The organism is Arthrobacter sp. JDC6 (assembly GCF_056484025.1).
The window spans coordinates 4,051,652-4,076,741 of the sequence record NZ_CM151278.1 but is presented as its reverse complement, the minus strand read 5'-3'; the positions used below and the strand labels follow the sequence as shown (position 1 = coordinate 4,076,741).

Below are 25,090 nucleotides of genomic sequence, written 5' to 3'. Positions count from 1 at the left end.
TCCGGACAGGAGATGGACAGATGGCTCGGATTGACCGAATAGCTGAACCATGGGGGACAAGGACACCGTACGGCAGTGGCGGTGAGTGGCCGGTCAGGGTGGACACCCACCTGGCCGAAGGGGTGGCCCCGGAGGACGTGGACAGGTGGGTCCAGACGGCGTCCCTCCTGCACTCCAACGGCGACGCCATGGACATCGCGGTCAAGGACAACCGCATTGTCGGGGTGCGCGGCCGGGCTGTGGACCGCGTCAACCACGGCCGGCTGGGACCGAAGGACCTGTACGGCTGGCAGGCGAACGCGTCAGCCGACCGGCTAACCACGCCCCTGATCCGCGAGGGCGGAAAGCTGGTGGAAACCGACTGGGACACGGCCATGCAGCGCGTGGTGGACCGTTCCAAGGCGCTGCTGGCCGAACAGGGCCCCAGCGCCATTGGCTTTTACACCACGGGCCAGCTCTTTTCCGAGGAGTACTACACCTTGGGGACCCTGGCGCACGGCGGTATCGGCACCAACCACGTGGACGGAAACACCCGCCTGTGCACTGCCACTGCCGGAGAGGCGCTGAAGGAATCATTCGGCTGCGACGGCCAGCCCGGCTCCTACACGGACGTGGACCACGCGGACGTGATCGCCCTCTACGGGCACAACGTGGCGGAAACCCAGACCGTCCTCTGGACCAGGATGCTGGACCGCCTGGCCGGACCCAACCCGCCCAAGATCATCTGCGTGGATCCCCGCCTCACCCCCGTGGCCAAGGCGGCCACCCTGCATCTGGCGCCACGGCCGGGCACCAACGTGGCCCTGATGAATGGGATCCTGCACGACATCATCGCCAACGGCTGGGTGGACCACGAGTACATCAAGGCCCACACGGTGGGGTTCCCGGAGCTCGAAAAAGAGGTCAGGAACTACCCGCCCGCACTGGTGGCGGAGATCTGCGGCGTCCCGGCGGAGCAGATCTCCGAAGCCGCCCGTATCATCGGCCACGCCGAGCGGCTGCTGTCCACGGTGCTTCAGGGTTTCTACCAGTCCAACCAGGCCACCGCCGCCGCTGTCCAGGTCAACAACATCAACATCATCCGCGGCATGCTGGGCAAGCCAGGCTGCGGCATCCTGCAGATGAACGGCCAGCCCACCGCGGAGAACACCCGCGAATGCGGGGCCGACGGCGACCTGGCCGCCTTCCGCAACTGGTCCAACGACGCCCACATCCAGGACCTCGCCAGGGTGTGGAACATCGACCCCATGTCCATCCCGCACTACTCACCGCCAACGCACGTCATGCAGATGATGCGGTACGCGGAGGACGGCTCCATCCGGATGCTGTGGGTCAGCGGCACCAACCCCGCCGTTTCGCTGCCCGAACTGAAGCGGATCCGCAGCATCCTGGAACAGGACCGCCTGTTCCTGGTGGTGCAGGACATCTTCCTGTCCGAGACCGCCCAGCTGGCCGATGTCGTGCTTCCAGCTGCGACCTGGGGCGAAAAGACGGGCACCTTCACCAACGTGGACCGTACCGTCCACCTGTCGGAGAAGGCCGTGGACCCACCCGGTGAGGCCCGGCCCGACCTGGAAATCTTCATCGACTACGCCCACCGGATGGGCCTGCAGGACAAGGACGGGCAGCCGCTGATCAAGTGGCACGATCCAGAGTCCGCCTTCGAAGCGTGGAAGGAATGCACCCGCGGCCGCCCCTGCGACTACACCGGCATCACCTATGACAAGCTGCGCGGCGGCTCCGGCATCCAGTGGCCGTGCAACGAGGAAAACCCGGACGGCACGGAACGCATCTACGCCGACGGGAAGTTCTGGGCCCACCCGGAATACTGCGAAACGTACGGCCGCGACCTCATCACCGGGGCGCCCGTGGAGCCGTCCGAATACAAGGCCCTCAACCCGGAGGGCAAGGCCATCATCAAGGCCGCCGAATACATGCCGCCGCACGAGCTGCCCAGCCGGGACTTCCCGCTCCAGCTCATCACCGGCCGCACGCTCTACCAGTTCCACACCCGCACCAAGACAGGCCGGGCGCCGGAGCTGCAGGCGGCCGCACCGGACGTCTGGGTGGAGCTGTCAGCCGACGACGCCGTCGCGTACGGGATTGCCGAGGGCGACCTTGCAGAGGTGGAGACACCCCGCGGTTCAGTCCGTGCCAGGGTGCGGATCAGCGGGATCCGGAACGGGGTGCTGTTCCTGCCGTTCCACTACGGCTACTGGGACACCAACGGCGGCCACCGGCCGGACGGCCCGGGCCGGGCGGCCAATGAGCTGACCATCACGGACTGGGACGCCGCCTCCAAGCAGCCCATCTTCAAGACAGCGGCGGCGCGCATTACCCGGGTTTCCGGCGGTGACGGGCCGTCCCTGGCGCCCACCACCACGGCGTCGGCTCCCGTCGGCGACTTCCCGGAAGAGGCCAGGACCAAAGGGACCGCCGCCGCCCTGGCTGACGAAGAAACCGGCACGGCAGGAGGGGCACGATGAAATTCGGGCTTGTACTTCAGGAAATGCACCGCTCCGAGAACGACCTGGCACACCACCTGCTGGTCATCTCGGAGCGCCACAAAGTGGACCACGAGATCTACCATCTGGCCCGTGACCTGGCGCGCTGGTCCCATCAGCACGTGCGGGACATCGCGGAGATCGGCAGGAACTACGGCCAGGACCTGGACCCGGAGCCGCGCGGCGAAGCGGGGCTGATGGAGACCCTCCGCGAGAAGGGCAGTGAGATGGTGGGCCGGCGTCCGGAAACCGGGATGCTGCTGCTGCGGGACCTCCGGGAGCTGTACCTGATGGCGTGTGGGGTCTCGGCCGACTGGGAGCTGCTGGACCAGGCTGCCCAGGGAATGAAGGACAAGGACCTGCTGGCCCTGGCCGAAAAGTGCCATCCCCAAACGATCCGCCAGATGAAGTGGGCCAACGGCAAGCTGAAGGAATCCGCCACCCAGGTCCTGGTCAGCTGAGGGGCTGGGTCAGCTGAGGGGCTGGGTTAGCTGAGGTCCCGGTCAGCTGAGGGGCCTGGTCAGCGGGTTATCCCGCCTCACGGGCTTCCTGCAGGTGAGCCACCAGTGCCTGCATCTGCTGCACCGTCCACGGCAGGTCCTTGCTGAGTTCGGCGCTGTTGTCGCTCCACATGGCGCGGGCGGCCGCCTTGGTGCCCTCGCTGCTGTGGAACCGGGAGCCCAGCTCATCCCAGCGGCGCACCAGCTCCCTCGCCTCCGGGCTGTTGGCAGGGACACCGGCGTCCACCTGGCGCAGGCCCTCCTTGACCATCCCGGCCCATTCGGTCCGGGATTCCTCAGTGGCTTCCGGGCCCAGCCGTTTGCGCTGTTCCTCGAGCTCCCGGCGCTGGTCCTCGGTGAAGTAGTTCTCGAACATCGTCATCCTTTCCAAAACGGTCATGAAATAAGCAGGGGCGGCGTCCCCCTGGTTGATGCGGCCCAGCAGGTCCCTGATGGTCCGCTGGAGCTGCCCGAGCTGGAGAGCCTGCCCGTCCAGTGCGTCCAGTTGGCGCTGCAGGAGATCCCGCATGGACTCCGGACTGCCACCCGACCGGTCCAGCACGGCGGCGATCCCGCCCAGCGGCACCCCCAGGCTCCGCAGGGCCCGGATGCTGTAGAGGCGCCTGAGGTCCTGGCCTGTGTAGCGGCGGTGGCCTGCCGCGGTCCGGGCGCTTGCCTGGAGCAGCCCGATGCTGTCGTAGTGGTGCAGCGCCCTGACAGTGACCCCCGTGGCCGCGGCCAGTTCGCCAATGCTCCAGCGCGGTTCATCCAGATGTTCCATACCGCCAACGGTAGGACCTAACGCCGCGTCAGGTTCAAGTCCTGGGACGGCGCTCCTTGAACAGACGGCGCTCCTTGAACAGAAGGCGCTGCTCGAACAGAAGGAAGGTGCAGCCGAAGGGGTTTCATTCAGTGAAACCGGCGGCGCGTCCGGAGCCGTCCATGGCCCAGAGTTGAGTCCATGAACGCGGAGCCCGGGATTGGCCCGCTCAAAGGCACACAGGACAGAAACGGCGCGGCATACATGGAGTCAACGATGACGGTACTGCGGATCCAACGGGGGATCGAGTTCGCCCGGCCCCAAAACGCAGTCCCGCTGCTGCTGGACCTCTACCTTCCCGGTACTCCCGGGGAGGGCCCGGACCAGGGCGGACGCCCTGCCGTGATCCACTTCCACGGGGGCGGCTGGCGGATGGGTGAGCGTTCCTCGCTGGGGCCCGGGGTGGACGGTTTCGGCCTCAGCCCCATCGAACAGCTGGTGGACGCCGGGTTCGTGGTGGCCTCCGCCGACTACCGCCTGACGGACGTTGCCACCTTCCCTGCCCAGCTGCTGGACGCCAGGGCGGCGGTCCGCTGGCTCCGCGCCCACGCTGCCCACTATGGCGTGGATCCGCGCCGGATCTACGCCTGGGGCGATTCGGCAGGCGGCCACCTGGCCGCGCTCGTGGGCCTGACTGGCGGATCCTCCCAACCGGCCGGCACTCTGGACCACGACGGCGATGACCAGGTTGCCGCCGTCGTGGCCTGGTACCCGCCCACGGACCTGGAACGCATGGGCGAACAGGCCAGGACGGATGCCATAGCCCGCGCCGATGACCCCGGCTCCCGTGAAGCGCTGTTGATCGGAGCGCAGCCGGCCGACGCCCCGGACAAGGCCAGGGCGGCCAGCCCCCTCACCTATGTGCATCCAGGCGTGCCTCCCTTCCTCCTGATCCACGGGACGGCGGACCGGTTCGTCCCCGTGGAGCAGTCCACCAGCCTCGCCGCAGCGCTGGAAGGTGCCGGTGCCGCCGTCGAACTTCTCCTGCTGGAAGACGCGGACCACATGTGGCAGCTGCCGGACGGCGGCAGCTCGGCGGCCGGGCAGGCAACCGCCGCCACCATTGATTTCCTTTGCCGGCAGGCAAAGCAGCACTGATTTCCCCACTTCCTTCGGTGCGCCATGCGCCCGGAACACACCCGAAAGGCACCTCCATGCAGTTCATTGGCATCACGCACCACGGCGAACCCTGGGCAGCAGCGCTCGCCGGTTCCCGCCTCCTCCCGCTGGCACCCGTCGCCGGCTTCTGGACCGACGCGGAAGGCTGGCAGGACAAAGCGGCAACACAGGTTGCCGGCGCGGCAGAGCATGACGCGTCCGACGCCGGCGCCTGGCTGGAGCGCGGCACCGTCACCGAAGTGCCGCTCGTCCCGGCGTCCGCACGAGTCATCTGCGTGGGCCTGAACTACAAGGCGCACGTGGCGGAAGGCAGCTTCAAGGACCACGAACTGCCGCCGTACCCCACCCTGTTTGCCCGCTGGACGGCGTCCCTGTCCGTGGGCAACGTCCCGGTTCCCGTCCCGGCCGGCGAGGCGGGACTGGACTGGGAGGGCGAAGTGGCCGCCTACATCGGCCGGCGCGTCGAGTCCGCGGATGAGGTAACAGCTGCCGGCGCCGTCTTTGGCTACTCCACCTTCAACGACATCACCTCCCGCAGGGCCCAGAAACTGACGTCGCAGTGGACCCTGGGCAAGAACGGCGACTTCAGCGGACCCCTTGGTCCACTGGTCAGCCGCGACGAGGTGGGCGACTTGCGGGACGGGCTGCAGGTGCGCACACGCGTGAATGGAATCGAAGCCCAAAACGGCAACACCCGCGACATGATCTTCTCCGTCCCGGCCATCATCGCGCTCATCAGCCAAACGTTCACCCTGCACCCGGGCGACGTCATTGCCACCGGAACACCGGAAGGCGTGGGGTACGCCCGCACCCCGCAGTGGCTGCTGCAGCCCGGTGACACCGTCGAGGTGGAGATCGAGAAGCTCGGCACCCTGACCACGCCCGTGGGCGATCTCTCCCTCCGGAGCCGTGCCTGATGAGCACGTTCCAGAACGCCGGCCCCGCGGACATCCCGGAGGAGGCGCGGGTCCTGGTTTCCGGCGGCGGCCCCAGCGGGCTGTTCCTGGCCCTGGACCTGGCATCCCGCGGGATCCCCAGCACCGTCATCGATCCCCGGACCGCCGTGGACCCCACCCGGCCCCGGGCCAAGACCACCAATGCCCGCACCATGACGCACCTGCGCCGGCTGGGCCTTGCCGACGCGCTCCGGAAGGCTTCGCCGCTGCCGGTGGACTACGCCCAGGACGTCATCTTCTGTACCGCGCTCACCGGGCCTTCCGCACATGAACTCCGCCGGTTCCGGCACGCCTTCCAGCTGGTTCCCGGCACCTACGGGCCCCAGCCGGAGTGCGGCCAGCAGGTGCCGCAGCCGGTCCTCGAAGAGGTGCTCCGCGCGGCTGTCGCGGACAACCCGCTGGTCACGTTTGTGACCGGGTGGTCCGTCCAGGAGGTCCAGGAGGTCCAGGAGGTTCAGGGGCCGGGCGCCCGCGGAGACGAAGCCGGCAGCCATCACGCCGGACTTTCCCAAGCCGCCGCTCCCGAAGATGCCGCTGATCCGGAAGGCGTGGCAGCCACGGCGCCGTACGCCGTCGTCATCGCCGATGTTTCCGGTACCTGCCGCACCATCCGCGCGAACTACGTTATTGGCGCCGACGGCGGATCCTCCGCGGTGCGCCGCAGCCTGGGCATGCGCCTGGAGGGCGGCTCCGCAGCCCTGTCCAACATCAGCATCCTGTTCCGTTCACGGTCACTGGCCTCCGCCGTCTCGCTGGATCCTGCCGTGCAGTATTGGGCGGTGGGATCGGATACCTCGGGAATGGTGGGGCCCATGGACCTCACCGACACCTGGTGGGCGATTGTCCAGGGCGTGGATCCGGCCGTGACCGTCACCGCCGCCGATGCTGCCGCGATGGTCCGGGCGCTGGTAGGCACTGAGGTGGACGTCGAGGTGGTGGCCACGGATCCCTGGACTGCCCGCATGCTGCTGGCCCCGGAGTACAGCCGCGGCAACATCTTCCTGGTGGGCGACGCCGCCCACCTCAACCCGCCATGGGGCGGCCACGGCTTCAACACCTGCATCGGCGACGCCGCCAACCTGGCCTGGAAGCTCGCCGCCGCCGTCAACGGCTGGGCAGGCCCCGGCCTCCTGCCCAGCTACGGGGAAGAACGCCGGCCCGTGGCAGCCCGCACCATCCGCGACGCCGCGGAGAACGGCAAGGCCCTGGCGTACCATTTTGCGGACCCGCACCTGGCGCTTGCCGGGACCCGTGGTGACGCTGCGCGCCGGGCTGCCCACGACGCGCTCGCCGTGAAGCAGAGCGAGTTCGACTCCCTGGGCCTGGTCCTGGGCTACTCGTACGCGGAGTCGGCCCTCGTGGTTCCCGACGGCCTGCCAGTCCCGGCCGAAGACCCCATCCGCTACGTACCGTCCGCCAGCCCGGGCGCCCTGCTGCCGCACGCATGGCTGGCGGACGGCACCTCCCTGTACAGCCATCTGGGCGCCGGATTCACCTTGCTGGTGGACGCCGGCGCGGCAGGCGCGACCGCGGCTGAAGTCGCCCAGCCGGTGTTGGCGGCCGCCGCCCGGACGGGCGTTCCGGTGACCGTCGCAGTCGTCGGACCTTCCGACGACGGCAGGCCCCTTTCCCACGTGTGGGGCGCCAACGCCGTGCTGGTCCGCCCGGACCAGCACGTGGCCTGGCGCGGAAATTCCGCCCCCGCCGCGGGCGCAGCCCTATCCGTGGCGGCCGGATGGTCGCCCACTTCCCTTGAGAACACCAGGAGTAACCGTGTCGACGCCGTCATTCCGTGATTACCTGTTTCCCCCGGACCACCCGCGCGTGGCGGACATCCGGGGCCTGAACGCCCGCGAGTACGCAGAAGCTGCCAAGACCGACCCGTTCGCCGGGCCCATGATCGAAGGCTGGCAGAAGCTGTACCCGCAGCCCTTCACCGGCATCACCAGCGACGGCGTGCGCCGGGAAGGCCTGTACCCGCTGGCACCGGCCCGGCCCGGGGAGGAAGCGCCTGCCGCGGAGATGGTGGCCGCGGCCCGCAAGCTGCTGGGCACCGTCACTGCGGACCAGGCGCGGAAGCTCAGCTACGCCGTGGATGCGCCCGAGTGGCAAAGCTGGGCCAACCCCGAATTCATGCAGCACGATACCGGGCTGCGCCTGGATGAGCTGGAACCACCGGTCCGCGACGCTGCCCTGGGCGTGGTGGAAGCAAGCCTGAGCCCGCAGGGGTTTGAGCTGGTGCGGAACCTGATGCGCATCAACGGGTTCCTGGGCGACCTGGTGGAGCTGCCGCTGCTCATGAACGAGTTCAGCTACAACTTTGCCCTCTACGGCGAACCGTCCGAGACCGAACCGTGGGGGTGGCAGCTCTTCGGCCACCACGCGGCGCTGAACTGCCTGGTGGCGGGGACGCAGCTGGTGGTGTCGCCGGTGTTCATGGGCGCCGAACCGGACATGATCGACGCCGGCCCGCACCGGGGCGTGAAGGTGTTCAAGGAGCGCATCGCCCTGGCCCGGCAGCTGATGGGCGCGCTGCCCGCCCAGCTCCGGGCTGGCGCCACCGTCTACGCGTCGATGGTGGACCCGGCCATGCCCGAAGGCCGCCTCCACCCGGGCGACGAGCGGCACCTTGGCGGGTGCTTCCAGGACAACCGGGTGATCCCCTGTGAGGGCATCCCCGTGCAGGATATGCCCCCGGAGGCCCGGGAACTGCTGGACGCGGTGGTGGATGACTTCATCGCCTACCTGCCGGACGGGCCCCGCGCCGCGCGGCGCCGGGAGATCCAGCAGCACTACGGTGAATCGTTCTTCAGCTGGATCGGCGGCTGGGAGGGGGAGGAGGCGTTCTACTTCCGCCTGCAAAGCCCTGTGGTGGTGCTGGAACTGGACCACCACACCGGCGTGTTCCTCAGCAACGACGAACCGGCCCCCTTCCACATGCATACCGTGGTCCGCACCCCCAACGGCAACGACTACGGCCGCGAATTGGTCAGGCAGACCACGTCCTGACCCACCCACCATCGATTGCTGAGTAACTGCCGTTTTGGGGCGTCATAACGGCAGTTACTCAGCAATCGATGGGTCTCTACCAACAGAGAAGGCCCGGATTTCCTCTCGGAAGTCCGGGCCTTCTGTGTTGGATGTGGTTTAGGGGATGTCCAGGGCCGCGCGGCGCTGGGGCGGCGGGCCCACCACTGTCAGGTCCATTTCGGCCTGGGCACGGCCGAAACCTTCCATGTCCATATAGGGCTCGCCACCCTCGGTGTACATGTAGTCCTCCGTGGGCTGGTTGAAGTACTCGAAGAACCCGTTGAAGACGGACGGCGTCAGGAACCCCACCATCTGGGTGTTGTGGGCGTCAAACGCGAACGAGTGGATGGTCCCGGCGGGGGCGTGCACAAAGTCGCCCTTGGTCAGCAGCATTTCCCGGCCGTTGGCGTACAGCCACATCCGGCCCTCCGTGCAGAGGAAGTTTTCCGTGTGCTGTGAGTGGAAGTGCAACGGGATGTAGGGGGACTTGGCGCCCTTGGTGTGCACGGCGAAGTAGTTCGAACCCGTGTTCTCCGGCCGGGACAGGTAGGTGAACATGGTCTGGTAGCTGACCAGCCGCTCACCCTCCCCGGCACTCAGGAAGTAGGGGCTCTGCGCAGGCGGGAGGCCGGCGTCGTTCTTGAACGACGGCGCCACGCGCTGGACGTCGGGGAAGGTGATGCCGAACTCGGCGCCCACCTCGGCCTGCTCCTGCAGGCTGGCCTTGTGTCCGGCGCGCACCGGCGGGACGTGCGAATCAATGGGCGTTCCCACCCGCTCGTAGTACTTTTCGCCGCCGCCGGGCGTCATCCAGTTCAGGAACCGGGTGTAGTGGCTTGCCATCCGGTAGGCGTGCGGGGTGTTCGGCGGGATGACCACCGAGTCTCCGGGGGTGAGGATCCTGCTCTCGCCGGGCAGCCAGACGTGCAGGATTCCGTCGAAGACGTAGAGGGTCTTGTGTTCGATGCTGTGGCTGACAAAGGGGGATTCGGCCCCCATTCCGCCGGAGATGTAGGCCGCGCTGAAGATGCCGCCCGTATCGGCGGCGCGGGCGATGACAGTTACTAACTGGCCGTTGATTTCGTAGCGCGCGCCCTCGCCCGACGCCATGTAATACGGGACTGCCTCTCCGGGCAGCACGTTGGCCGCCGGGAGCTGCTTGTTCATTTCCTCAACGCTGAGGGACATGGTTTCCTTCTTTCCAGTCGGCCGGCCTTTGCCGGAGCGTGACCTACATCATGGCTGTCCATCGCTCCGGCCACGAGTGCAGATTCCAATGGTTGGAAACCGAACGCAGTTGGCCGTCGTGCCCCTGCTAGACCTCACATTCCTTGCAGTACTTCTTGCCATCCTTCTCGCGCGCCAACTGGCTGCGGTGGTGGACCAGGAAGCAGGACATACAGGTGAATTCGTCTGCCTGCACCGGGACCACCTGAATGAGGAGTTCCTCGTTGGAGAGGTCCGCGCCGGGCAGCTCGAAGCTGTCCGCCAGGTCCGTTTCGTCCATGTCGGGAGCTGCCTCCCGGCGGCCGGACTTATCGGACTTCAGCTCCTCCAGGGCGACGTTCGGCTCTTCCTCGGGCGTGACCCGTGGAGCGTCGTAGTCAACTGACATGTGGTGTGTTCTCCTGTCCAGCTGCTGATGTCCAGATTGTTCTGGACAGATCGACAACGCCGGACGCGGGCAACAAATTCCCGTGCCCCGGCATCCGGCACCGCCCCGGCATGCGGCCCGTGCGGCGGGCATGAACGGTGGCGCTCACCGGAAGTCAGTCCCCGCCAGGCCGGCACAGGCGTCCCACAGCCGCCGCCGCGCCTCCGGGTCAGAACCCATGCCGGGGGTGGGAAGCTCTTTCCGGCCTGCCCACAGCTTGCCGGTCAGCACCGCCGTCTCGGGTGAGGTTGCCAGCCAGAGCGGCGTGTCGGCAGCCTTCTCTGCCGACTTTCCCAGGGTGTTCGTGATCCACCGGAACGGGCCGCCCACGTCCTGCAACAGCCCCGTGTTCTTCACCAGTCCGGGATGGACGGCGTTGACCACCACCCCTGTTCCACGCAGCCTGGCGGCGAATTCCTGGGTCAGGAGGACCCGGCCCAGCATGGTGGGCGGCGTGGAACGGAGGAAGCTGTATTTCCCCTTCGCCGTCTGCAGGTCATCGAACGGGATCCGGACATTGCCGTACTTGGACGCGATGTTGATGACGCGCGACGGCAGGGCGGCGGACGCACCCTTCCTGAGATCGTCCAGCAGGAGCCCGGTGACCAGGTAGTAGGACATCACGTTGGTGGCGAAGGTGAGCTCCAGCCCTTCGGCAGTTTCAAGGCGTTCCTTGCGGAACACGCCGGCCGCGTTCACCAGCACATCCAGCCTGCCGTGACGGGAGCGGAACCCGTCCACGGCAGAGCGGATCGAAGACTGCAGTGACAGGTCGCAGGCCAGCGGCTCAAGCTCCGCGCCCGGAACGCGGGTCCGGATATCGGCCATCGCCGCCTGGGCACGCGCCACGGTCCGGCCCACCACCACGACAGTTGCGCCTTCGCGGGCAAGGCCGGCAGCCACTGCCCGCCCGATCCCACCGGTGGCACCGGTCACCAACGCAATACGCCCGTTCAACCGTGCCATGCCCGTCGCCTCCAGCGAGTCCGTGTTCCGGGACTATCCCAGCACTTATTGGGGCGGCGGGCCAGGGTCTTCCGGACCGGACTCAGGTGCCCGGGCCGCTACGGTGCAGCGATGCCCCTGGTCAGCTTGCGGATCCCGTCGTGCTTCGGGCCGGTAGCCGCGGCCGTTGAAGTTTTGGTTGGCGTGCTGCAGCCAGCCGGAGCGGCCCTGGCGACAGGAAGACCTCTTAGTGGTTGGCTGTTGGTGCCGTCACTAAGAGGTCTTCACTTGTTCACAACTGAATCAACGTTGTGGGACGTTCAGCGAGTCCGTGATCATCTCAAGGGAGATATCCCGTCATCCAGCTTTTGGGTCTAACCAGCGAGGCCGCGGGCAGCTGAGCTTGGGGACATGGCCGCGGCCGTGAGGACGGACGTTTCCCGTTCGCTCTGCTGCACCTCGTCGAGCTCCTTGAGGGTGTACTTTCTGGTCTCCTTGGCGGTCAGGGCTGAGGCTCCGGCCAGGACCATGAACCCGAGCGCGACCATGGACGGTCCGACCCAATCTTTCAGGTCGGGGCCAGCGAGGGCTGTCGAGAGAACGGGGCCGATGACGCCCGAGATGGCGAAGCCGACCTGAGTCCCAAGGGCGAGTCCGGAGACGCGCAGGCGGCCGGGGAACATCTCCGCGAAGAATGACGGCCAGGACGCGTTCACCATTGAGTAGAAGAGGGAGTAGTTGATGATGCCGAACAGGAAGATCAGCGACCAGTTCCCGGTCGTGATTGACCACAGGTAGGGGACCATCGTGACGCCCACGCCGCCCGTTGCGATGAGGAACATCGTCTTGCGGCCGATCTTGTCCACAAGGAATCCTGCGAGGGGCGTGATGCCGAGGGCGATCACGGCCGAGACGGTAGTCGTCAGGAGCATGGTCGGCTTATCCAGCTTGTAGCCGGCGGTACCGAATGCCACCGAGAAGGTCTGCATCATGTAGCTCGTGCCCGCGATGAGGGCACAGAACACGATCCGCAGCACCGCACGCCAGTGGAAGCGCAGAAGATGCCGGAGGGGAGCAACGTTCACCTTGGCGGCCTGGGCCTTTACGAACTCCGGCGGCTCCTCGATGTGGCGGCGGATCAGGTAGGCAGCGACGACTACGAGGGCGGAGGCCCAGAACGGCAGCCGCCAACCCCAGCTCAGCAACTGCTCCGAGGGCATGGCGGCGATCGGGATGAAGACCAGCAGGGTAAGCAGCGTGCCGGAGGAGGAACCCAAGGTGGTGAAGCTCGCGAGGAACCCGCGCCGGCCTTCGGAAGCATGCTCCAGGCTCATGGTGATGGCACTGGGCTGCTCGCCGGAAAGGCACAGTCCCTGGATGACGCGGATCAGCACGAGCAGGACTGGAGCAAGAGGCCCGATTTGGGCGTATGTGGGGAGGCACCCGATCAGGAAGGTGCAGCCGCCGATGCCGAACAGCGTGATCATCATGACGAACTTGCGGCCGCGACGATCGCCCAGCGGCCCCAGGATGAGGGAGCCGAGGGGGCGCACCGCGTAGCCGACCGCGAAGGTGATCATGGCGAGCAGTACGCTGAGGCCCTGGGGCAGCTCGGGTGAAAAGAAGAGCACGTTCAGAACCAGCGCCGACGAGGTGCCGTACACCGCGAAGTCGTAGTACTCCAACGTCGTACCGATCCAGGCCGCGATTGCGGCCTTGACCGGGGTCTTCCTGGGAAGTGTGGTTTCTGTCATTTCGTCTCCGTGGGTGATGGGTGAACACCGGTTGCCGCTAAACCTGGGCTCTCGGAAAGAGATCTTGAGTGGAATGTCCTGTTGGTCCTGCTGTGAGCTCTCTCGCAAATCGTGTTTACGGCTTTGCGGACCGGCCTCAAACATCAAGTTAACGTTTGCGGTATGGGTCACACAAAGTCGGCTTTTATGTACCTACATAGCGATTTGTTATGGCTTGGAGTCGAAGGACCGGAGACCTTGGACAACACGGAAGCTCGCCGTGGAACGGGGATGGGAGGGCGGAAGGCCCGCCGGCCCGCCGGCCGGGGATCAGGCGGGACGATTACTGCGGCTGGGCCACACGCAAGCCGACGCCCCTGGTCATTTTGCGGATTTCGTCGGACTTAAGCCCGCTTGCCCCGGCAAGTTGGTAGTCGTCAAGGAGCCGGGATTTCCTGGCCAGGGCCAGAACCTGCGTTCGTTGTTCTTCCGCGTCGTTCCGGGCGCCTTCTGCTGCCGCCAGCTCTGAAGCCAATCCCGCAATGAGGTGAAGATGCCCGCTCCGGGTTTGGCCGGACGGGTACAGCTCGCCGCGTGCCAGCGCGGCAGACCGGATACTTGCTGCAGGCTGTCCGGCGGCCTTCGCGACGGCGGCAACCTTCACGCCATCGCACACGGCCTGGGCAAGGCAATCACCAAACTCGGCGGTGAGGGCACGTACCCTGCTGGACCGAAGTGCGAGGGTCGTCCTCAGCTGGGCCAGCATGGCCAGGACTTGTTGGGCTCGGGCCGTGGCGGGGTCCGGCTTCGGGACGCCGCGGTACCGGTACGCTGCCGCGCCGGCCGCGCCCGTGCCGGTCCTGGCTGAACGCGGAGGTATCCGATCGTGAATTTTTCTGCCGGGCACCTCTGCTCCTTGTCTCCGTTGGTGTTCGCCTGCCCGCGCGGCTTCCCGCCCGTCGGACGTGGAGGCGTCGCGGGGGCCGGCGGTGTGCCTTCATTGGGCCCGTTATCCACCCTGCAGGTTACGCCCCGGTCAAACCGGCAGGGCAATACCGAAAGTACTTGGAGCAATAGGCGAAAGTTCTAGGTGCTCCGTCATAAGGGCTGCTTATCTGTCCACGCACTTTAGGTCTTATCCAAGGGGGCGGCTCCTTCCCTAGGCTCAAATGAACCACCCCCATCCGTACCGGAAGCCTGGAAGACACCATGCCTGAATTCGTGCCCGCATCACGCGTAACCCGTATCAAATCCTCACCCAGCGTTGCCGCGGCGGCCCGTGTCCGGGAGCTCAAGGCCGAGGGCCGCCGGATCCTGGACCTGACGGTCGGCGAGCCGGACTTCGACACGCCCCAGCACATCAAGGACGCTGCCGTCGCGGCCATCGACCGTGGTGAAACCAAGTACACATCGGTCACCGGGACGCCGGAACTGCAAAAGGCCATCCTGCAGACGCTGCACCGCAAAACAGGGCAGCAGTACACCGCCGGCGAAATCACCATCGGGGGAGGCGGCAAGCAGGTCATCTTCACCGCGTTCATGGCCACCCTCGATCCGGGCGACGAAGTTGTCATTCCAGCGCCGTACTGGGTCTCCTACCCGGACATGGTGCTCGCCAACGAAGGCACCCCCGTCATCGTTTCCTGTGGTGAGGACACCGGTTTCAAACTAACCCCCGAGGCACTGGCAGGCGCACTGACGGAGCACACCAAGTGGGTCATCCTCAACACGCCCTCCAACCCCACCGGAGCGGTCTACTCCCGCCAAGAACTGGCAGGCCTGGCCGCCGTCCTCAAGGACCACCCTGACGTCTATGTCCTCACCGATGAGATCTACGACGAGATCCACTTCGGCGAAGAGCCCATAACGGGTCTCGTGGCCGTTGCCCCTGAGCTTAAGGACCGCGTGCTGGTCACCAACGGGGTCTCCAAGGCCTACGCGATGACCGGATGGCGGCTGGGTTACGCCGGCGGCCCGGCGCCCCTGGTGGCTGCCATTAACAAGCTGCAGTCCCAAATGTCCTCCTGCCCGTCCTCGATCAGCCAGGCGGCTGCCGCCGCGGCACTCACGGGAGACCATGCGTTCGTCCGCGAAAGCGTGGAGGTGTACCGCGAACGGCGTGATGCGGCAGTCGCCGGGCTTAACGCGGTCAATGGCCTGCAGTGCGCGACGCCGGAAGGCGCCTTTTACGCGTACGTCAACTGCGCCGGGGTCATCGGCAAGACGACACCCGACGGCAGGCGGATCAGCAACGACGAGGACTTCACGTTGTATCTCCTGGAAGCGGCGTCCGTTGCCGTCATCCAGGGTTCGGCGTACGGACTAAGCCCCTACTTCCGGATTTCCTATGCCACCGGCCTGCCGGTGATCGAGGATTCCATCGCTGCCATCGAAAAGGCCGTCAGGGCGCTGGCCTGACCCAATCACTGCTTTGCCCACGCTTTCTACAAAACAGGAGCACCTCATGATCCATGTCAAAACAAAATTCGACCGCCCTTCCGAAGATGCCGTTCAGCGGCTCTCCAAGTTCTCCTCTGCCACAGTGCATGAAGCCCAGGGCCGCAAAGGTGCGCTGAGTTCGAAGATCAAGCCGATTGACCGCAGCATGTCCTTCTGCGGCCCGGCCGTTACCGTGGTCTGTGCACCGCGGGACAACCTGATGCTTCAGGTGGCCATTCACTACGCCAAGCAGGGCGACGTTGTCCTGGTGGCAGCCGGTGAGTACGAGGAAGCCGGGACATTCGGCGATGTGCTGGGCAACGCCATGAAGGCGAAAGGCCTGGCGGGTATGGTTACGGATTCAGGCGTCCGCGACACCAAGGACCTGATTGAACTCGGATTGCCGGTGTTCTCCGGCAGTGTCTGCATCAAGGGGACCGTCAAGGAAACCATTGGCCCGATCAACCATCCCCTGGTGTTCGGCGGCGAAATTGTCTACCCGGGCGATGTCCTGCTGGGTGATGCCGACGGTGTGGTGGTGGTCCGCAAGGATGAGATCGAGGAAGTCATCAGGCTGTCGCAGGCACGCGTGGACGCTGAGGACGACCTCATCCGCCGCTACAAGGAGGGTGGCACCACCATCGAGTTGTGCAAGCTGACCGAGGTCCTGAAGGCAAAGGGGCTGCTGGTGGAAGACGCCGAATTGGAGCCCGCGCTGTAGCTCACACCGATGGGGTTAAACCACAGAGGCCCGGAGTTCCTTCTGGAACTCCGGGCCTTCTGTTGGCCGCCGGCGGGGCGGTGGTTCAAGCCACCTCAGTTGATCCCGGGAAGAAGGTACGCAGGCGGCCCCACCTGGGAGTCGTCCAGGTACCACATGGTGGATCCCCGCTTGCCCGGCGGCATCATGCTGCCCTCGAAGACAAACACCGGATCCGAGGCAGCGCCGTCCTCGGCCCGCCAGAAACCATTGGTGGGGCAATGCGAACCGGTGCTGGCCTTAAGCTGGATCCTTCGTTCCGAGGATTTCCGGTATTGCAGGCTGGTGATCTTTTTCATGCTGGGCTCCAAGGGAATCATTTGTGCCGGGTAAACGCCGTTGGCGAACCTTTATGGCTTTTATCCTAGGACGCAGCAAATTCCATGGATAAGACTTATGGAGCGTGACCTGATAAGGGCCGCTTATGATGCGCCCGCGCCAGCTGAGGGTGTTCCGCTGGAAAGCGGCTGGTATTTGCTGCGCAGCATTTCCTGGAGCATTTCCTTCAGCACCAGCAGAACGGCGGAACCGGCCTCAGAGAGCGGTTCGTGGTCCGGAGTGCACAGCGCGATCTTGCACTGGAGTGCAGGCCCGGTGATCCGCAGGACCCGGAAGTCCTCCTCATGGAACAGGGCATCCGCGGCCGACTTTGGCAGGATGGTCGCACCCAGGTCGCTGCGCAGCAGCCTGGTCAGGGACGGCACCGATTCCACTTCCCCCACCAGGTGCAGCGTGAGGCCCTTGCTGTCGAAGCCCGCCTCCACCACCTGGCGGAGGGTGTGGATCCGTTCGGGCAGGAACAGGCCCAGCGTGGCCGCCGCTTCCAGGGCGATGGTGCCGGCCCCGGGATCCACCGGAAGCTCCCGCGCGGCGTTGACCACCAGGTACAGGTCCTCGACGATGAGGGTGGTGAATTGCACACCCCGGATGGGCCCCGGTTCATAGATGAGGGCCATGTCCAGCCGCCCGTTCTTGATGGCCTCGCTGAGTACGCCGCCGTATATCTCGGTCAGGTGCAGCACGATGTCGGGGTAGCGCCGCCCTACTTCGCGGATAATCCGCGGGGTAAGGCTTGAGGCCATGCTGTAGGGAGCGATTGCTATGGAGACGCGCCCGGAAGGTGCCGCTCCTGAAGCTGCCACATCGATCCTTGCCTGCTCCACTTGGCGCAGGATGGTTTGGGCGTGCCGGTAGAGGGTATGGCCGGCCGCCGTGGGCTCCACGCCCTGCTTGCTCCGGATCAGGAGCCGCTGCTTCAGCTCCGTTTCCAGGGCCGACACCTGCTGGCTCAGCGCCGGCTGGGCGACGTGGAGGGCGGCGGCCGCCTTGGTGATGCTTCCTGAGTCGACGATCTTCACGAAGTACGCCAGCTTCCGGGTGTCCATAGCGCTCCTCTTTTCCAGCCGGGGACGGCACAGCCTGCGGGGTCATACGTTGGCGTTATGGCGGGACAGGCAATACGTCTTTGTGTGATCCGAGTCTCGGGCATAGGTTAATTGCAGATGACTTTTCCAATGACCAGATCATTCTATCCCGGCCCAAGCCATCGCCGGTTTTGATGCCGGCATATGTTTTGTGCATAAGCAGGAAAAAATTTGTTGGAATAGCCAGTCTTGTTGTTACGAAATAAGGGCCGCTTGAATTTTTCGGGGTCGCCAATAGCGCCCCTAAAGGTCATAACTATTCCCTATAGCGTGATACCGCATTCGTCTTTGTGTGGCTCCAATCCCGATGCCACACTGATTTACACCCGCAGCACCAGCAGAGGAAGGCCCGCAATGCCCACAGTTGATCTCGTAGCGGATCTTGGTGAAGGTTTTGGCGCCTACTCGATCGGCGACGACAACGCCCTCCTGGAAATCGTCTCCAGCGCCAACATCGCCTGCGGCTTCCACGCAGGGGACCCTGACATCATGGACGCCACCGTGGCTGAATGTGTCAGGACGGGAGTCGGCATCGGCGCCCACCCGAGCTTCCCGGATCTTCGCGGCTTCGGCCGCCGGGCCATGGACCTCACGGCTGACGAAGTCCGCAACGATGTGATCTACCAGCTGGGTGCCCTGTCGGCGTTTGCCGCCTACCACGGCGGTACCGTCTCCCACCTGGCTCCCCACGGCCGCCTGGGCAACCTGGTGGCCACCCGCGCGGACTACGCCCGAGCCGTAGCAGATGCCGCCGCCCGGGTGGACCCGAAGCTGATCATCCTGGCGCAGGACGGTGAACTCGCCACTGCGGCGGCGGAGCGCGGCCTGCGGGTGGCCATCGTTGGCATCGCGGACCGCGCCTACCAGGATGACGGTACTCTGGTGCCGCGCAGCCGGCCCGGCGCCGTGATCCACGACCCCTCCGTCATTGTCCGGCGCACTGTGCGGATGGTGACCGAAGGACTCATCGAAACAGTCTCCGGCAGCGACATCGCCATCCATGCCGACACGGTGCTGCTCCACGGCGACAATCCGGGCGCCGTCGAACTTGCCCGCCTGGTTCGCAGCGAACTGATCGCCGCAGGCGTCACCATTGCCCCGTTGGCACAAGTGCTCGCCGCAAAGCAAAAGGTTTCCTGACCATGGCCGCCCCAACGACAACCAGCCGGACAATGCTGGACATCTACGAGTCAGGCGACGCCGCCCTGCGTGTGGTGGCACAGGCCGGTGACGCAGAAGCCAACTGGGCCACGGTCCACTCCCTGGCCGGCTGGCTGGCGACCGCCGGCGTCGAAGGCATCCATGGGGCCGTTCCCACCTACGACTCCGTCCTGGTCGAATTCGACCCCTACCTCACCTCCGCCCGCCAGGTCAGGGCGTTCATCCTCCTGGGGATGCGCCAGCTGGACTTTGTTGGCACCACCCTGCGCGAGCCGCGCCGCTTCGAGGTGCCGGTCGTGTACGGGGGCAGCTACGGGCCGGACCTGGAAAGCGTGGCAGAGCACCAGGGCCTGGATGTCCAGGACGTTATCGCCCGGCACATGGCCAAGACCTACGTCATCCGCTGCCTCGGAGCGCCGGCAGGCTCGCCCATGATGGACGGACCAGACTTCCCGGTCCCCGTCCCCAGGCTCAAAGACCCGCGGCTGTCCGTACCCGCCGGTGCAGTATCCGTGGCCGGGCGCCAAGCCGTGATCGCGCCCGCCGTCGCACCAGGAGGATGGTGCGTCATCGGCCAGACCCCCCTGACGGTCCTGGACGCAGCACGCGAACCCCTGGTGCCCTACGTCCCCGGCGATGAACTGCGCTTCTACCGCATTCCCGCGGAGGACTTCGGAAAGTATGAGGGGCAGTTCCTGGAGGCCCGGCCATGACCGGGTCACTTGTCGTCCTTCAGCCCGGACACTCCGTCGTCACCGACCTTGGCCGGACGAAGGGTCCTGCATTCGGACTTCCCGTCAACGGCGCCCTGGACCAGTTTTCGGCCAAGGCCGCGAACATCCTGGCCGGCAACGGGGACAACGATCCGCTGCTGGAACTAACCGCCCTGGACTTCAGGATGCGCGCCACCACGGACCTGCTGATCGCCGTGACCGGCGCGCCGCTTGACCTCTTGGTGGGCGGCCGCGATTGCCCCCAGTGGGAGCCCGTCTCCGTCCGGGCCGGCGAAACAGTGGCGGTCCGCGGAATCCGCACCGGTCTCCGGGCCTACATCGCCGTCCGCGGATCCTTCGCTGTCCCCACGCTGCTGGGCAGTTGCGCACCGGACACGGTGGTGGGCTTCGGACTGAAACTTGTTGAGGGCACCCGGCTTGCAACGCAAAAGACCACCGCGCCCCTCACTCAGCCATACTTCGGCTTGCCCCTGTTCCGGCTGGGGCTGGCAAAGCCGGAATTCACCACCCACCCGGTCATCGACGTCACCGACGGGCCGGACTTAGCCGAATTCGGCGACACCGCAGACCTGCTTTTCACCACGCAGTACACCGTGAGCCCCCGAAGCAACCACATCGGACTCCGGCTCGGCGGCGCACTTCCCGAACGCCAACTCACCTCCGAGGTCCTCTCCCGCGGTGTCCCGGTGGGGGCCATCGAGGTTCCGTCCCGGGACGAACTGCTGGTCCTGCACCGGGGACGCGGCGTTACGGCGGGCTATCCGGTCCTGGGGGTCGTCACAAGCCGCTCCCTGGATGTCCTGGCACAGTCCAGGCCCGGACACACCGTCACCTTCAGAAAGACAACCGTGGCTGAAGCAACAGCCATGCACCGCACAGCCTGCCTGGAGCTGGACAGACTCCGGAACACCGTGAACACAGTCTTTGGACTCCTGGGGGTCGGCGCCGGCCAGCGCTGGCACGAACTCAGCCCGGCGTCAGGAGCCTGAACATCATGAATGCCCGTCCCACCGCCCGGGACCGCACCCACAAACCGCTACGCGATCCCTAACCCCCTGCCAACCACTACGCCCAGCCCATTGCCGGACCTAAGAGCCCCGCCATTTACCACTTATTGGAGTCCCTGTGCCTTTTTCCGACTACACCACAGCCCTCGTCACCGGAGCGTCCACCGGCATGGGCGCGGCCATCGCCGAACGTCTCGCCAAGCGCGGATTGACCGTGCACGCGGTGGCCCGCAACGAGGAACGCCTCGCCGAACTGGCCGACCGCACGGGAGCAGTCCCGCATGTGGTGGACCTGACCGACACCGCCGGCCTGGCCGGCGTCGTCCGCGACCTCAAGGTGGACGTCCTGGTGAACTGCGCCGGGGTCTCCCGGACCGGCAACATCCTGGACTCCTCCGAGCAGGACATCGACGAACTCATCGACGTCAACCTCCGCGGCCTGCTGCAGCTCACCCGGCTGGTGCTGCCCGGCATGGTGGAGCGGGACCTGGGCCACGTGGTCAACATCAGTTCGATCGCCGGGCTCTACAACTTCTACGGCCACACCGCGTACCACGCCACCAAGGCCGCCGTGCACCAGATCTCCCGGCAGTTGCGCAACGACACGGTCGGCAAGCGCATCCGCGTCACCGAAATCTGCCCCGGCCGGGTGGAGACCGAAATCTTCGGCCGCAACCTGGGCGGCAGCCCCGAGGCCATGGAAGAAGCCTGGCAGACCTACTACGAGGGCTACGAGTCGCTCACCACGGACGACATCGTCAATGCCCTTGATTACGCCATTGAAACCCCGCGCCACGTGAATGTGGGCATGCTCGAGCTCATGCCCACCTTCCAGGTCCCCGGCGGACTGACCTTCGACCGCCGCGACGCATAACGATCCGCCCGCAGCACCTTCCCACCAACCGATAGGCCTTCAACGATGCAGCACGTGCAAACCGTCAGTTTCCCCGAACCCCAGCTCCTGGCCGATTTGTCCCCGCTCCCGGAGGGACTGACGGGAGTGGTGTGGGACATGCAGGGGGCCCCTGACGAGGCCCACGGAAGCATCGACGGGGTCATCCTGCCGTACCTCAATGCCGGTGCGGTCCTGGCGAACCTTGGCAAGGTCCCGGACCTGAAGTTCGTGCAAACTCAGTCAACAGGGTTCGACGGCGTCCGCGAGGCAGCGGGTCCGGCCGCCGCCGTGGCAAACGCCTCGGGCGTCCATGCAGCTGCCACCGCGGAGCTGGCCGTTGGCCTCATCCTCGCCAAGCTCCGCGGCATCGACCAGGCCGCCCGCGATCAACAGGCCGAACGCTGGAACCCGCAACGCCGCCAGTCGCTGGCCGACCGGAAGGTCCTGCTGCTGGGCATCGGCGGAATCGGGAAGGAGCTGGCCCGCCGCCTGGAGCCCTTCGAAGTCACACTGACCCGGGTGGGAAGCGCCGCACGGACCGATGCGGACGGCCAGGTCCACGGTCCGGATGAACTCGTGGCGCTCGCCGCCGGCCACGACATCCTGGTCTCCGTCCTTCCCCTCACCGAGGCGACCCACCACCTGGTGGGAGCCAAGGTCCTGGCCGCCCTGCCGGACGGCGCCCTGGTGGTCAACGTCGGCCGCGGCGCCGTGATCGACACCGACGCCCTAACGGCTGAAGTGGTGTCCGGCCGCCTGCACTGCGCCATCGACGTCGTCGACCCCGAACCGCTGCCCGCCGGCCACCCGCTCTGGTCGTCGGAGAACGCCCTCATCACCCCCCACGTTGGCGGCAACGCCTCAGCGTTCGAACCACGGATCCTGAAACTCCTGAAACGGCAGCTTGAGGCCCTCGCCGCCAGCGAAACCCCGGTCAACCTGGTGCAGCAGGGACCGTTCGCATGAGCTCACTGTTTGACCTCACCGGCCGCGTCGCATTGGTCACCGGCTCCAGCCGCGGCATCGGCTCGTCACTCGCCCGGGCACTGGCCGACGCCGGTGCCACGGTTGTGCTGAATGGCATCAACCCGGAGCGGCTCAAGGAAGCCGAAGCCGCGCTCGCCGCCGACTTCCCGGCCGGCCGCATCGCCAGCATCGCGTTTGACGTCACCGACGGCGAGGCGGCAGCCCGCAGCATCGCGTGGATCGAAGAGCACGTGGGTCCGTTGGAGATTCTGGTGAACAACGCCGGGATCCAGCACCGGGTGCCGATGCTGGACCTTGAGGTGGCGGATTGGGAGCGGGTCATTTCCACGGACCTGACCAGTGCGTTCCTCGTGGGGCGGGAGGCGGCCCGGCACATGATTCCGCGCGGCCGGGGCAAGATCATCAACATCTGCTCGGTGCAGACGGACCTGGCCCGCCCCACTATCGCCCCGTATGTTGCCGCCAAGGGCGGGCTGCGGAACCTCACCCGGGCCATGACGGCCGAGTGGGCCGCTTCCGGCCTGCAGGTCAACGGGATCGCGCCGGGGTATATCCACACCGAGATGACGCAGAACCTGGTGGACGACGAACAGTTCAATACCTGGATCCTGGGCCGCACCCCGGCCCACCGCTGGGGCACGCCGAAGGACCTGGCCGGGCCCGTGGTCTGGCTGGCCTCGGACGGGTCGGACTTCGTGAACGGCCAGACCATTTTCATCGACGGCGGAATGACGGTGGTGGTCTGATGCCCGCGAACACACCCGTCCAGCCAGGCCCCAACACGCTGCCCGCCTCCGGGCCGGCCGTGGTGGCCCACGCCGCCGGGGACCTCCGGATCGATGAGGTCCCGCTGGCCCTGCCGGCGGATGACCAGGCCGTCGTCGAGGTCTTGTACGGCGGCATCTGCGGCTCGGACCTGCATTACTGGCTGCACGGCGCGGCCGGGGAATCCATCCTGAAGGCACCCCTGGTCCTGGGCCACGAAATCTCCGGCGTGGTGGTCCGCGCCGCCGCCAACGGCCAGGGACCGCAGCCCGGAACCGCCGTCGCCGTCCACCCCGCCACCCCGGGACCTGGCGCGGCCAGGTACCCCGCGGACCGGCCCAACCTCTCACCCGGCTGCACCTACCTGGGCAGCGCCGCCCGCTACCCGCACACCGACGGCGCCTTCAGCCGGTACGTGAACCTGCCCGTCCGGATGCTGCGGGCCCTGCCCGAGGGCATCGACCTGCGCACGGCCGCCCTGGTCGAACCCGCGTCCGTGGCCTGGCACGCGGTCTCCCGCGCCGGGGACGTGGCCGGGAAGACCGCGCTGGTGATCGGGTCCGGCCCCATCGGTGCCCTCGCTGTCGCGGTCCTCAAACGCGCCGGTGCAGCGCACATCACCGCTGTGGACCTCCATCCCAAGCCGCTGGAGATCGCCAAGGCCGTCGGCGCGGACCAGGTCATCAACGCCGCAGACACGGAAGCGATCGCCGCCGTGGAGGCGGACGTGGTGATCGAATCCTCCGGCAACCACCACGGACTGGCCTCCGCCATCCGCGGCGCGGTGCGGGGCGGGACCGTGGTGATGGTGGGGCTGCTGCCCACCGGCATGCAGCCGCTACCCATCTCGCTGGCCATCACCCGCGAACTGGACCTCAAGGGCTCCTTCCGCTTCAACGACGAAATCGACGAGGTCATCGCGGCGCTTGCCGACGGGTCACTGCACATCGACCCCGTCATCACCCACCAATACCCCGTGGAGGACGCCCTGCACGCCTTCGAGGTGGCCAAGGACTCCACCAGTTCCGGCAAAGTCCTCCTCAGCTTCGACGGGAACGGGGAGGAACGGTGAACGCCCCGTTGCCGCCCCTGGTGGTGATGGGCGTGTCCGGCTCGGGGAAATCCACCATGGGCTCCCTGCTGGGCCTGCGCCTGGACATGCCATTCTTCGATGGCGACGATTTCCATCCGGCCGCCAACAAGCAGAAAATGGGCGCCGGCAAACCGCTCACGGACGTTGACAGGGAGCCCTGGCTTGGCACGCTGGGGGAGCTGCTCGCAGGAAAGGCCGACGGCGTCACAACAGTCCCGCCTATCGTCGCCTGCTCAGCGTTGAAGCGCCGCTACCGGGACCTGCTGCGCAGCGCAGCGCCGGATGTTGTCTTCATCCACCTGACCGGAAGCGCGGGCACCATTGGCGCGCGGATGGAAGCCCGCGCCCACGAGTTCATGCCGCGGACCCTGCTGGAATCCCAGTTCGCAGCCTTGGAGGAACTGGACGAGGACGAGGCCCACCTCCTGGCCGATATCACCGAGCCCCCGGAACTCCTGGTGGAACGACTGGCCACGGAGCTCCAGGCCGTGTCCGCTAAGGCGGTCCGCACCGCCTGATTCACAAACGGGTGTTCCGCCCTTGTGGTGGTAGTAGGTAGACTGG

Annotated in this window: 24 protein-coding genes; 16 read left to right on the top strand and 8 right to left on the bottom strand. The window is 66.5% G+C overall.

Annotated features, from left to right (window positions below):
- The first annotated feature begins 20 nt into the window (after window positions 1–20).
- Together ACV095_RS18860 and ACV095_RS18855 are read left to right on the top strand one after the other, a co-directional pair.
- Window positions 21–2,486, top strand: coding sequence for a molybdopterin oxidoreductase family protein (locus ACV095_RS18860; protein ID WP_478222478.1), 2,466 nt, complete (start codon window positions 21–23; stop codon window positions 2,484–2,486).
- Window positions 2,483–2,965, top strand: a complete 483-nt coding sequence (locus ACV095_RS18855) for a hypothetical protein (RefSeq protein ID WP_478222477.1) — start codon at window positions 2,483–2,485, stop codon at window positions 2,963–2,965. Before ACV095_RS18860 ends, ACV095_RS18855 begins: the two co-directional genes overlap by 4 nt.
- Window positions 2,966–3,032: 67 nt before the next feature.
- On the opposite strand, the gene ACV095_RS18850 is transcribed toward ACV095_RS18855, so the two are convergent.
- The gene (locus ACV095_RS18850; protein ID WP_018772154.1) at window positions 3,033–3,785 is read right to left on the bottom strand and encodes a MerR family transcriptional regulator; all 753 of its coding nucleotides are present in this window, start codon (window positions 3,783–3,785) and stop codon (window positions 3,033–3,035) included.
- Between the two features lie 255 nt (window positions 3,786–4,040).
- Here ACV095_RS18850 and ACV095_RS18845 point away from each other — a divergent pair, with 255 nt between their 5' ends.
- From ACV095_RS18845 to ACV095_RS18830, 4 genes are read left to right on the top strand one after another with little or no spacing between them, the layout of a single operon-like run.
- The gene (locus tag ACV095_RS18845; protein WP_478222476.1) at window positions 4,041–4,922 is read left to right on the top strand and encodes an alpha/beta hydrolase fold domain-containing protein; all 882 of its coding nucleotides are present in this window, start codon (window positions 4,041–4,043) and stop codon (window positions 4,920–4,922) included.
- Window positions 4,923–4,978: 56 nt separating this feature from the next.
- Complete coding sequence (locus tag ACV095_RS18840) at window positions 4,979–5,860, top strand: fumarylacetoacetate hydrolase family protein (protein ID WP_478222475.1); 882 nt, start codon at window positions 4,979–4,981, stop codon at window positions 5,858–5,860.
- Complete coding sequence (locus tag ACV095_RS18835; RefSeq protein ID WP_478222474.1) at window positions 5,860–7,695, top strand: FAD-dependent monooxygenase; 1,836 nt, start codon at window positions 5,860–5,862, stop codon at window positions 7,693–7,695. Before ACV095_RS18840 ends, ACV095_RS18835 begins: the two co-directional genes overlap by 1 nt.
- Window positions 7,673–8,908 carry a DUF3500 domain-containing protein gene (locus ACV095_RS18830; RefSeq protein ID WP_478222473.1) on the top strand — a complete coding sequence of 412 codons (1,236 nt, stop codon included), beginning with the start codon at window positions 7,673–7,675 and terminating at the stop codon, window positions 8,906–8,908. The genes ACV095_RS18835 and ACV095_RS18830 overlap by 23 nt, the downstream gene beginning before the upstream one ends.
- Before the next feature lie 138 nt (window positions 8,909–9,046).
- Here the strand turns inward: ACV095_RS18830 and ACV095_RS18825 are convergent, their stop codons facing one another.
- From ACV095_RS18825 to ACV095_RS18805, 5 genes are all read right to left on the bottom strand, one after another.
- The gene (locus tag ACV095_RS18825) at window positions 9,047–10,117 is read right to left on the bottom strand and encodes a quercetin 2,3-dioxygenase (RefSeq protein ID WP_478222472.1); all 1,071 of its coding nucleotides are present in this window, start codon (window positions 10,115–10,117) and stop codon (window positions 9,047–9,049) included.
- 127 nt (window positions 10,118–10,244) lie between these two features.
- Window positions 10,245–10,544 (bottom strand): DUF4193 domain-containing protein, encoded by a 300-nt coding sequence (locus ACV095_RS18820; RefSeq protein WP_478222471.1) that lies wholly within the window; start codon window positions 10,542–10,544, stop codon window positions 10,245–10,247.
- A gap of 144 nt (window positions 10,545–10,688) precedes the next feature.
- Window positions 10,689–11,549 carry an SDR family NAD(P)-dependent oxidoreductase gene (locus tag ACV095_RS18815; RefSeq protein WP_235509714.1) on the bottom strand — a complete coding sequence of 287 codons (861 nt, stop codon included), beginning with the start codon at window positions 11,547–11,549 and terminating at the stop codon, window positions 10,689–10,691.
- A 353-nt stretch (window positions 11,550–11,902) separates the two neighbouring features.
- Window positions 11,903–13,282 carry an MFS transporter gene (locus tag ACV095_RS18810; protein ID WP_478222470.1) on the bottom strand — a complete coding sequence of 460 codons (1,380 nt, stop codon included), beginning with the start codon at window positions 13,280–13,282 and terminating at the stop codon, window positions 11,903–11,905.
- Window positions 13,283–13,604: 322 nt separating this feature from the next.
- Complete coding sequence (locus ACV095_RS18805) at window positions 13,605–14,168, bottom strand: hypothetical protein (protein ID WP_478222469.1); 564 nt, start codon at window positions 14,166–14,168, stop codon at window positions 13,605–13,607.
- Window positions 14,169–14,470: 302 nt separating this feature from the next.
- Between ACV095_RS18805 and ACV095_RS18800 the strand changes: the two genes are divergently transcribed.
- Both ACV095_RS18800 and ACV095_RS18795 read left to right on the top strand, forming a co-directional pair.
- The gene (locus tag ACV095_RS18800; protein ID WP_018772099.1) at window positions 14,471–15,679 is read left to right on the top strand and encodes an aspartate transaminase; all 1,209 of its coding nucleotides are present in this window, start codon (window positions 14,471–14,473) and stop codon (window positions 15,677–15,679) included.
- Between the two features lie 46 nt (window positions 15,680–15,725).
- On the top strand, window positions 15,726–16,421 hold the full coding sequence (locus tag ACV095_RS18795) for a 4-carboxy-4-hydroxy-2-oxoadipate aldolase/oxaloacetate decarboxylase (protein WP_018772098.1): 696 nt from the start codon (window positions 15,726–15,728) through the stop codon (window positions 16,419–16,421).
- 95 nt (window positions 16,422–16,516) lie between these two features.
- Here ACV095_RS18795 and ACV095_RS18790 read toward each other — a convergent pair whose 3' ends face one another.
- A complete protein-coding gene (locus ACV095_RS18790) occupies window positions 16,517–16,759 on the bottom strand; it encodes a hypothetical protein (RefSeq protein WP_026266203.1) in 243 nt (80 codons plus the stop codon).
- 123 nt (window positions 16,760–16,882) lie between these two features.
- Window positions 16,883–17,845 carry a nitrogen assimilation transcriptional regulator NAC gene (gene nac / locus ACV095_RS18785; protein WP_018772096.1) on the bottom strand — a complete coding sequence of 321 codons (963 nt, stop codon included), beginning with the start codon at window positions 17,843–17,845 and terminating at the stop codon, window positions 16,883–16,885.
- 393 nt (window positions 17,846–18,238) lie between these two features.
- Between nac and ACV095_RS18780 the strand changes: the two genes are divergently transcribed.
- From ACV095_RS18780 to ACV095_RS18745, 8 genes are all read left to right on the top strand, one after another.
- Entirely contained in the window at window positions 18,239–19,024 is a 786-nt protein-coding gene (locus ACV095_RS18780; RefSeq protein ID WP_056388227.1) for a LamB/YcsF family protein, read from the top strand.
- 2 nt (window positions 19,025–19,026) lie between these two features.
- A complete protein-coding gene (locus ACV095_RS18775) occupies window positions 19,027–19,758 on the top strand; it encodes a 5-oxoprolinase subunit B family protein (RefSeq protein ID WP_478222468.1) in 732 nt (243 codons plus the stop codon).
- On the top strand, window positions 19,755–20,768 hold the full coding sequence (locus tag ACV095_RS18770; RefSeq protein ID WP_478222467.1) for a 5-oxoprolinase subunit C family protein: 1,014 nt from the start codon (window positions 19,755–19,757) through the stop codon (window positions 20,766–20,768). Before ACV095_RS18775 ends, ACV095_RS18770 begins: the two co-directional genes overlap by 4 nt.
- A gap of 136 nt (window positions 20,769–20,904) precedes the next feature.
- Window positions 20,905–21,660 carry an SDR family oxidoreductase gene (locus ACV095_RS18765; RefSeq protein WP_056388221.1) on the top strand — a complete coding sequence of 252 codons (756 nt, stop codon included), beginning with the start codon at window positions 20,905–20,907 and terminating at the stop codon, window positions 21,658–21,660.
- 45 nt (window positions 21,661–21,705) lie between these two features.
- Window positions 21,706–22,647, top strand: coding sequence for a 2-hydroxyacid dehydrogenase (locus ACV095_RS18760; protein WP_478222466.1), 942 nt, complete (start codon window positions 21,706–21,708; stop codon window positions 22,645–22,647).
- The gene (locus ACV095_RS18755) at window positions 22,644–23,414 is read left to right on the top strand and encodes an SDR family oxidoreductase (protein WP_018772091.1); all 771 of its coding nucleotides are present in this window, start codon (window positions 22,644–22,646) and stop codon (window positions 23,412–23,414) included. Before ACV095_RS18760 ends, ACV095_RS18755 begins: the two co-directional genes overlap by 4 nt.
- Entirely contained in the window at window positions 23,414–24,505 is a 1,092-nt protein-coding gene (locus ACV095_RS18750) for an L-idonate 5-dehydrogenase (protein ID WP_018772090.1), read from the top strand. The genes ACV095_RS18755 and ACV095_RS18750 overlap by 1 nt, the downstream gene beginning before the upstream one ends.
- Window positions 24,502–25,044, top strand: coding sequence for a gluconokinase (locus tag ACV095_RS18745; RefSeq protein ID WP_018772089.1), 543 nt, complete (start codon window positions 24,502–24,504; stop codon window positions 25,042–25,044). Before ACV095_RS18750 ends, ACV095_RS18745 begins: the two co-directional genes overlap by 4 nt.
- The last annotated feature ends 46 nt before the right edge of the window (window positions 25,045–25,090 follow it).

Coding starts and splice junctions, on each gene's coding strand:
- ACV095_RS18860 (WP_478222478.1), top strand. CDS start 21: ATGGCTCGGATTGACCGAATAGCTGAACCATGGGGGACAAGGACACCG.
- ACV095_RS18855 (WP_478222477.1), top strand. CDS start 2,483: ATGAAATTCGGGCTTGTACTTCAGGAAATGCACCGCTCCGAGAACGAC.
- ACV095_RS18850 (WP_018772154.1), bottom strand. CDS start 3,785: ATGGAACATCTGGATGAACCGCGCTGGAGCATTGGCGAACTGGCCGCG.
- ACV095_RS18845 (WP_478222476.1), top strand. CDS start 4,041: ATGACGGTACTGCGGATCCAACGGGGGATCGAGTTCGCCCGGCCCCAA.
- ACV095_RS18840 (WP_478222475.1), top strand. CDS start 4,979: ATGCAGTTCATTGGCATCACGCACCACGGCGAACCCTGGGCAGCAGCG.
- ACV095_RS18835 (WP_478222474.1), top strand. CDS start 5,860: ATGAGCACGTTCCAGAACGCCGGCCCCGCGGACATCCCGGAGGAGGCG.
- ACV095_RS18825 (WP_478222472.1), bottom strand. CDS start 10,117: ATGTCCCTCAGCGTTGAGGAAATGAACAAGCAGCTCCCGGCGGCCAAC.
- ACV095_RS18820 (WP_478222471.1), bottom strand. CDS start 10,544: ATGTCAGTTGACTACGACGCTCCACGGGTCACGCCCGAGGAAGAGCCG.
- ACV095_RS18815 (WP_235509714.1), bottom strand. CDS start 11,549: ATGGCACGGTTGAACGGGCGTATTGCGTTGGTGACCGGTGCCACCGGT.
- ACV095_RS18810 (WP_478222470.1), bottom strand. CDS start 13,282: ATGACAGAAACCACACTTCCCAGGAAGACCCCGGTCAAGGCCGCAATC.
- ACV095_RS18800 (WP_018772099.1), top strand. CDS start 14,471: ATGCCTGAATTCGTGCCCGCATCACGCGTAACCCGTATCAAATCCTCA.
- ACV095_RS18795 (WP_018772098.1), top strand. CDS start 15,726: ATGATCCATGTCAAAACAAAATTCGACCGCCCTTCCGAAGATGCCGTT.
- ACV095_RS18790 (WP_026266203.1), bottom strand. CDS start 16,759: ATGAAAAAGATCACCAGCCTGCAATACCGGAAATCCTCGGAACGAAGG.
- nac (WP_018772096.1), bottom strand. CDS start 17,845: ATGGACACCCGGAAGCTGGCGTACTTCGTGAAGATCGTCGACTCAGGA.
- ACV095_RS18780 (WP_056388227.1), top strand. CDS start 18,239: ATGCCCACAGTTGATCTCGTAGCGGATCTTGGTGAAGGTTTTGGCGCC.
- ACV095_RS18775 (WP_478222468.1), top strand. CDS start 19,027: ATGGCCGCCCCAACGACAACCAGCCGGACAATGCTGGACATCTACGAG.
- ACV095_RS18770 (WP_478222467.1), top strand. CDS start 19,755: ATGACCGGGTCACTTGTCGTCCTTCAGCCCGGACACTCCGTCGTCACC.
- ACV095_RS18760 (WP_478222466.1), top strand. CDS start 21,706: ATGCAGCACGTGCAAACCGTCAGTTTCCCCGAACCCCAGCTCCTGGCC.
- ACV095_RS18755 (WP_018772091.1), top strand. CDS start 22,644: ATGAGCTCACTGTTTGACCTCACCGGCCGCGTCGCATTGGTCACCGGC.
- ACV095_RS18750 (WP_018772090.1), top strand. CDS start 23,414: ATGCCCGCGAACACACCCGTCCAGCCAGGCCCCAACACGCTGCCCGCC.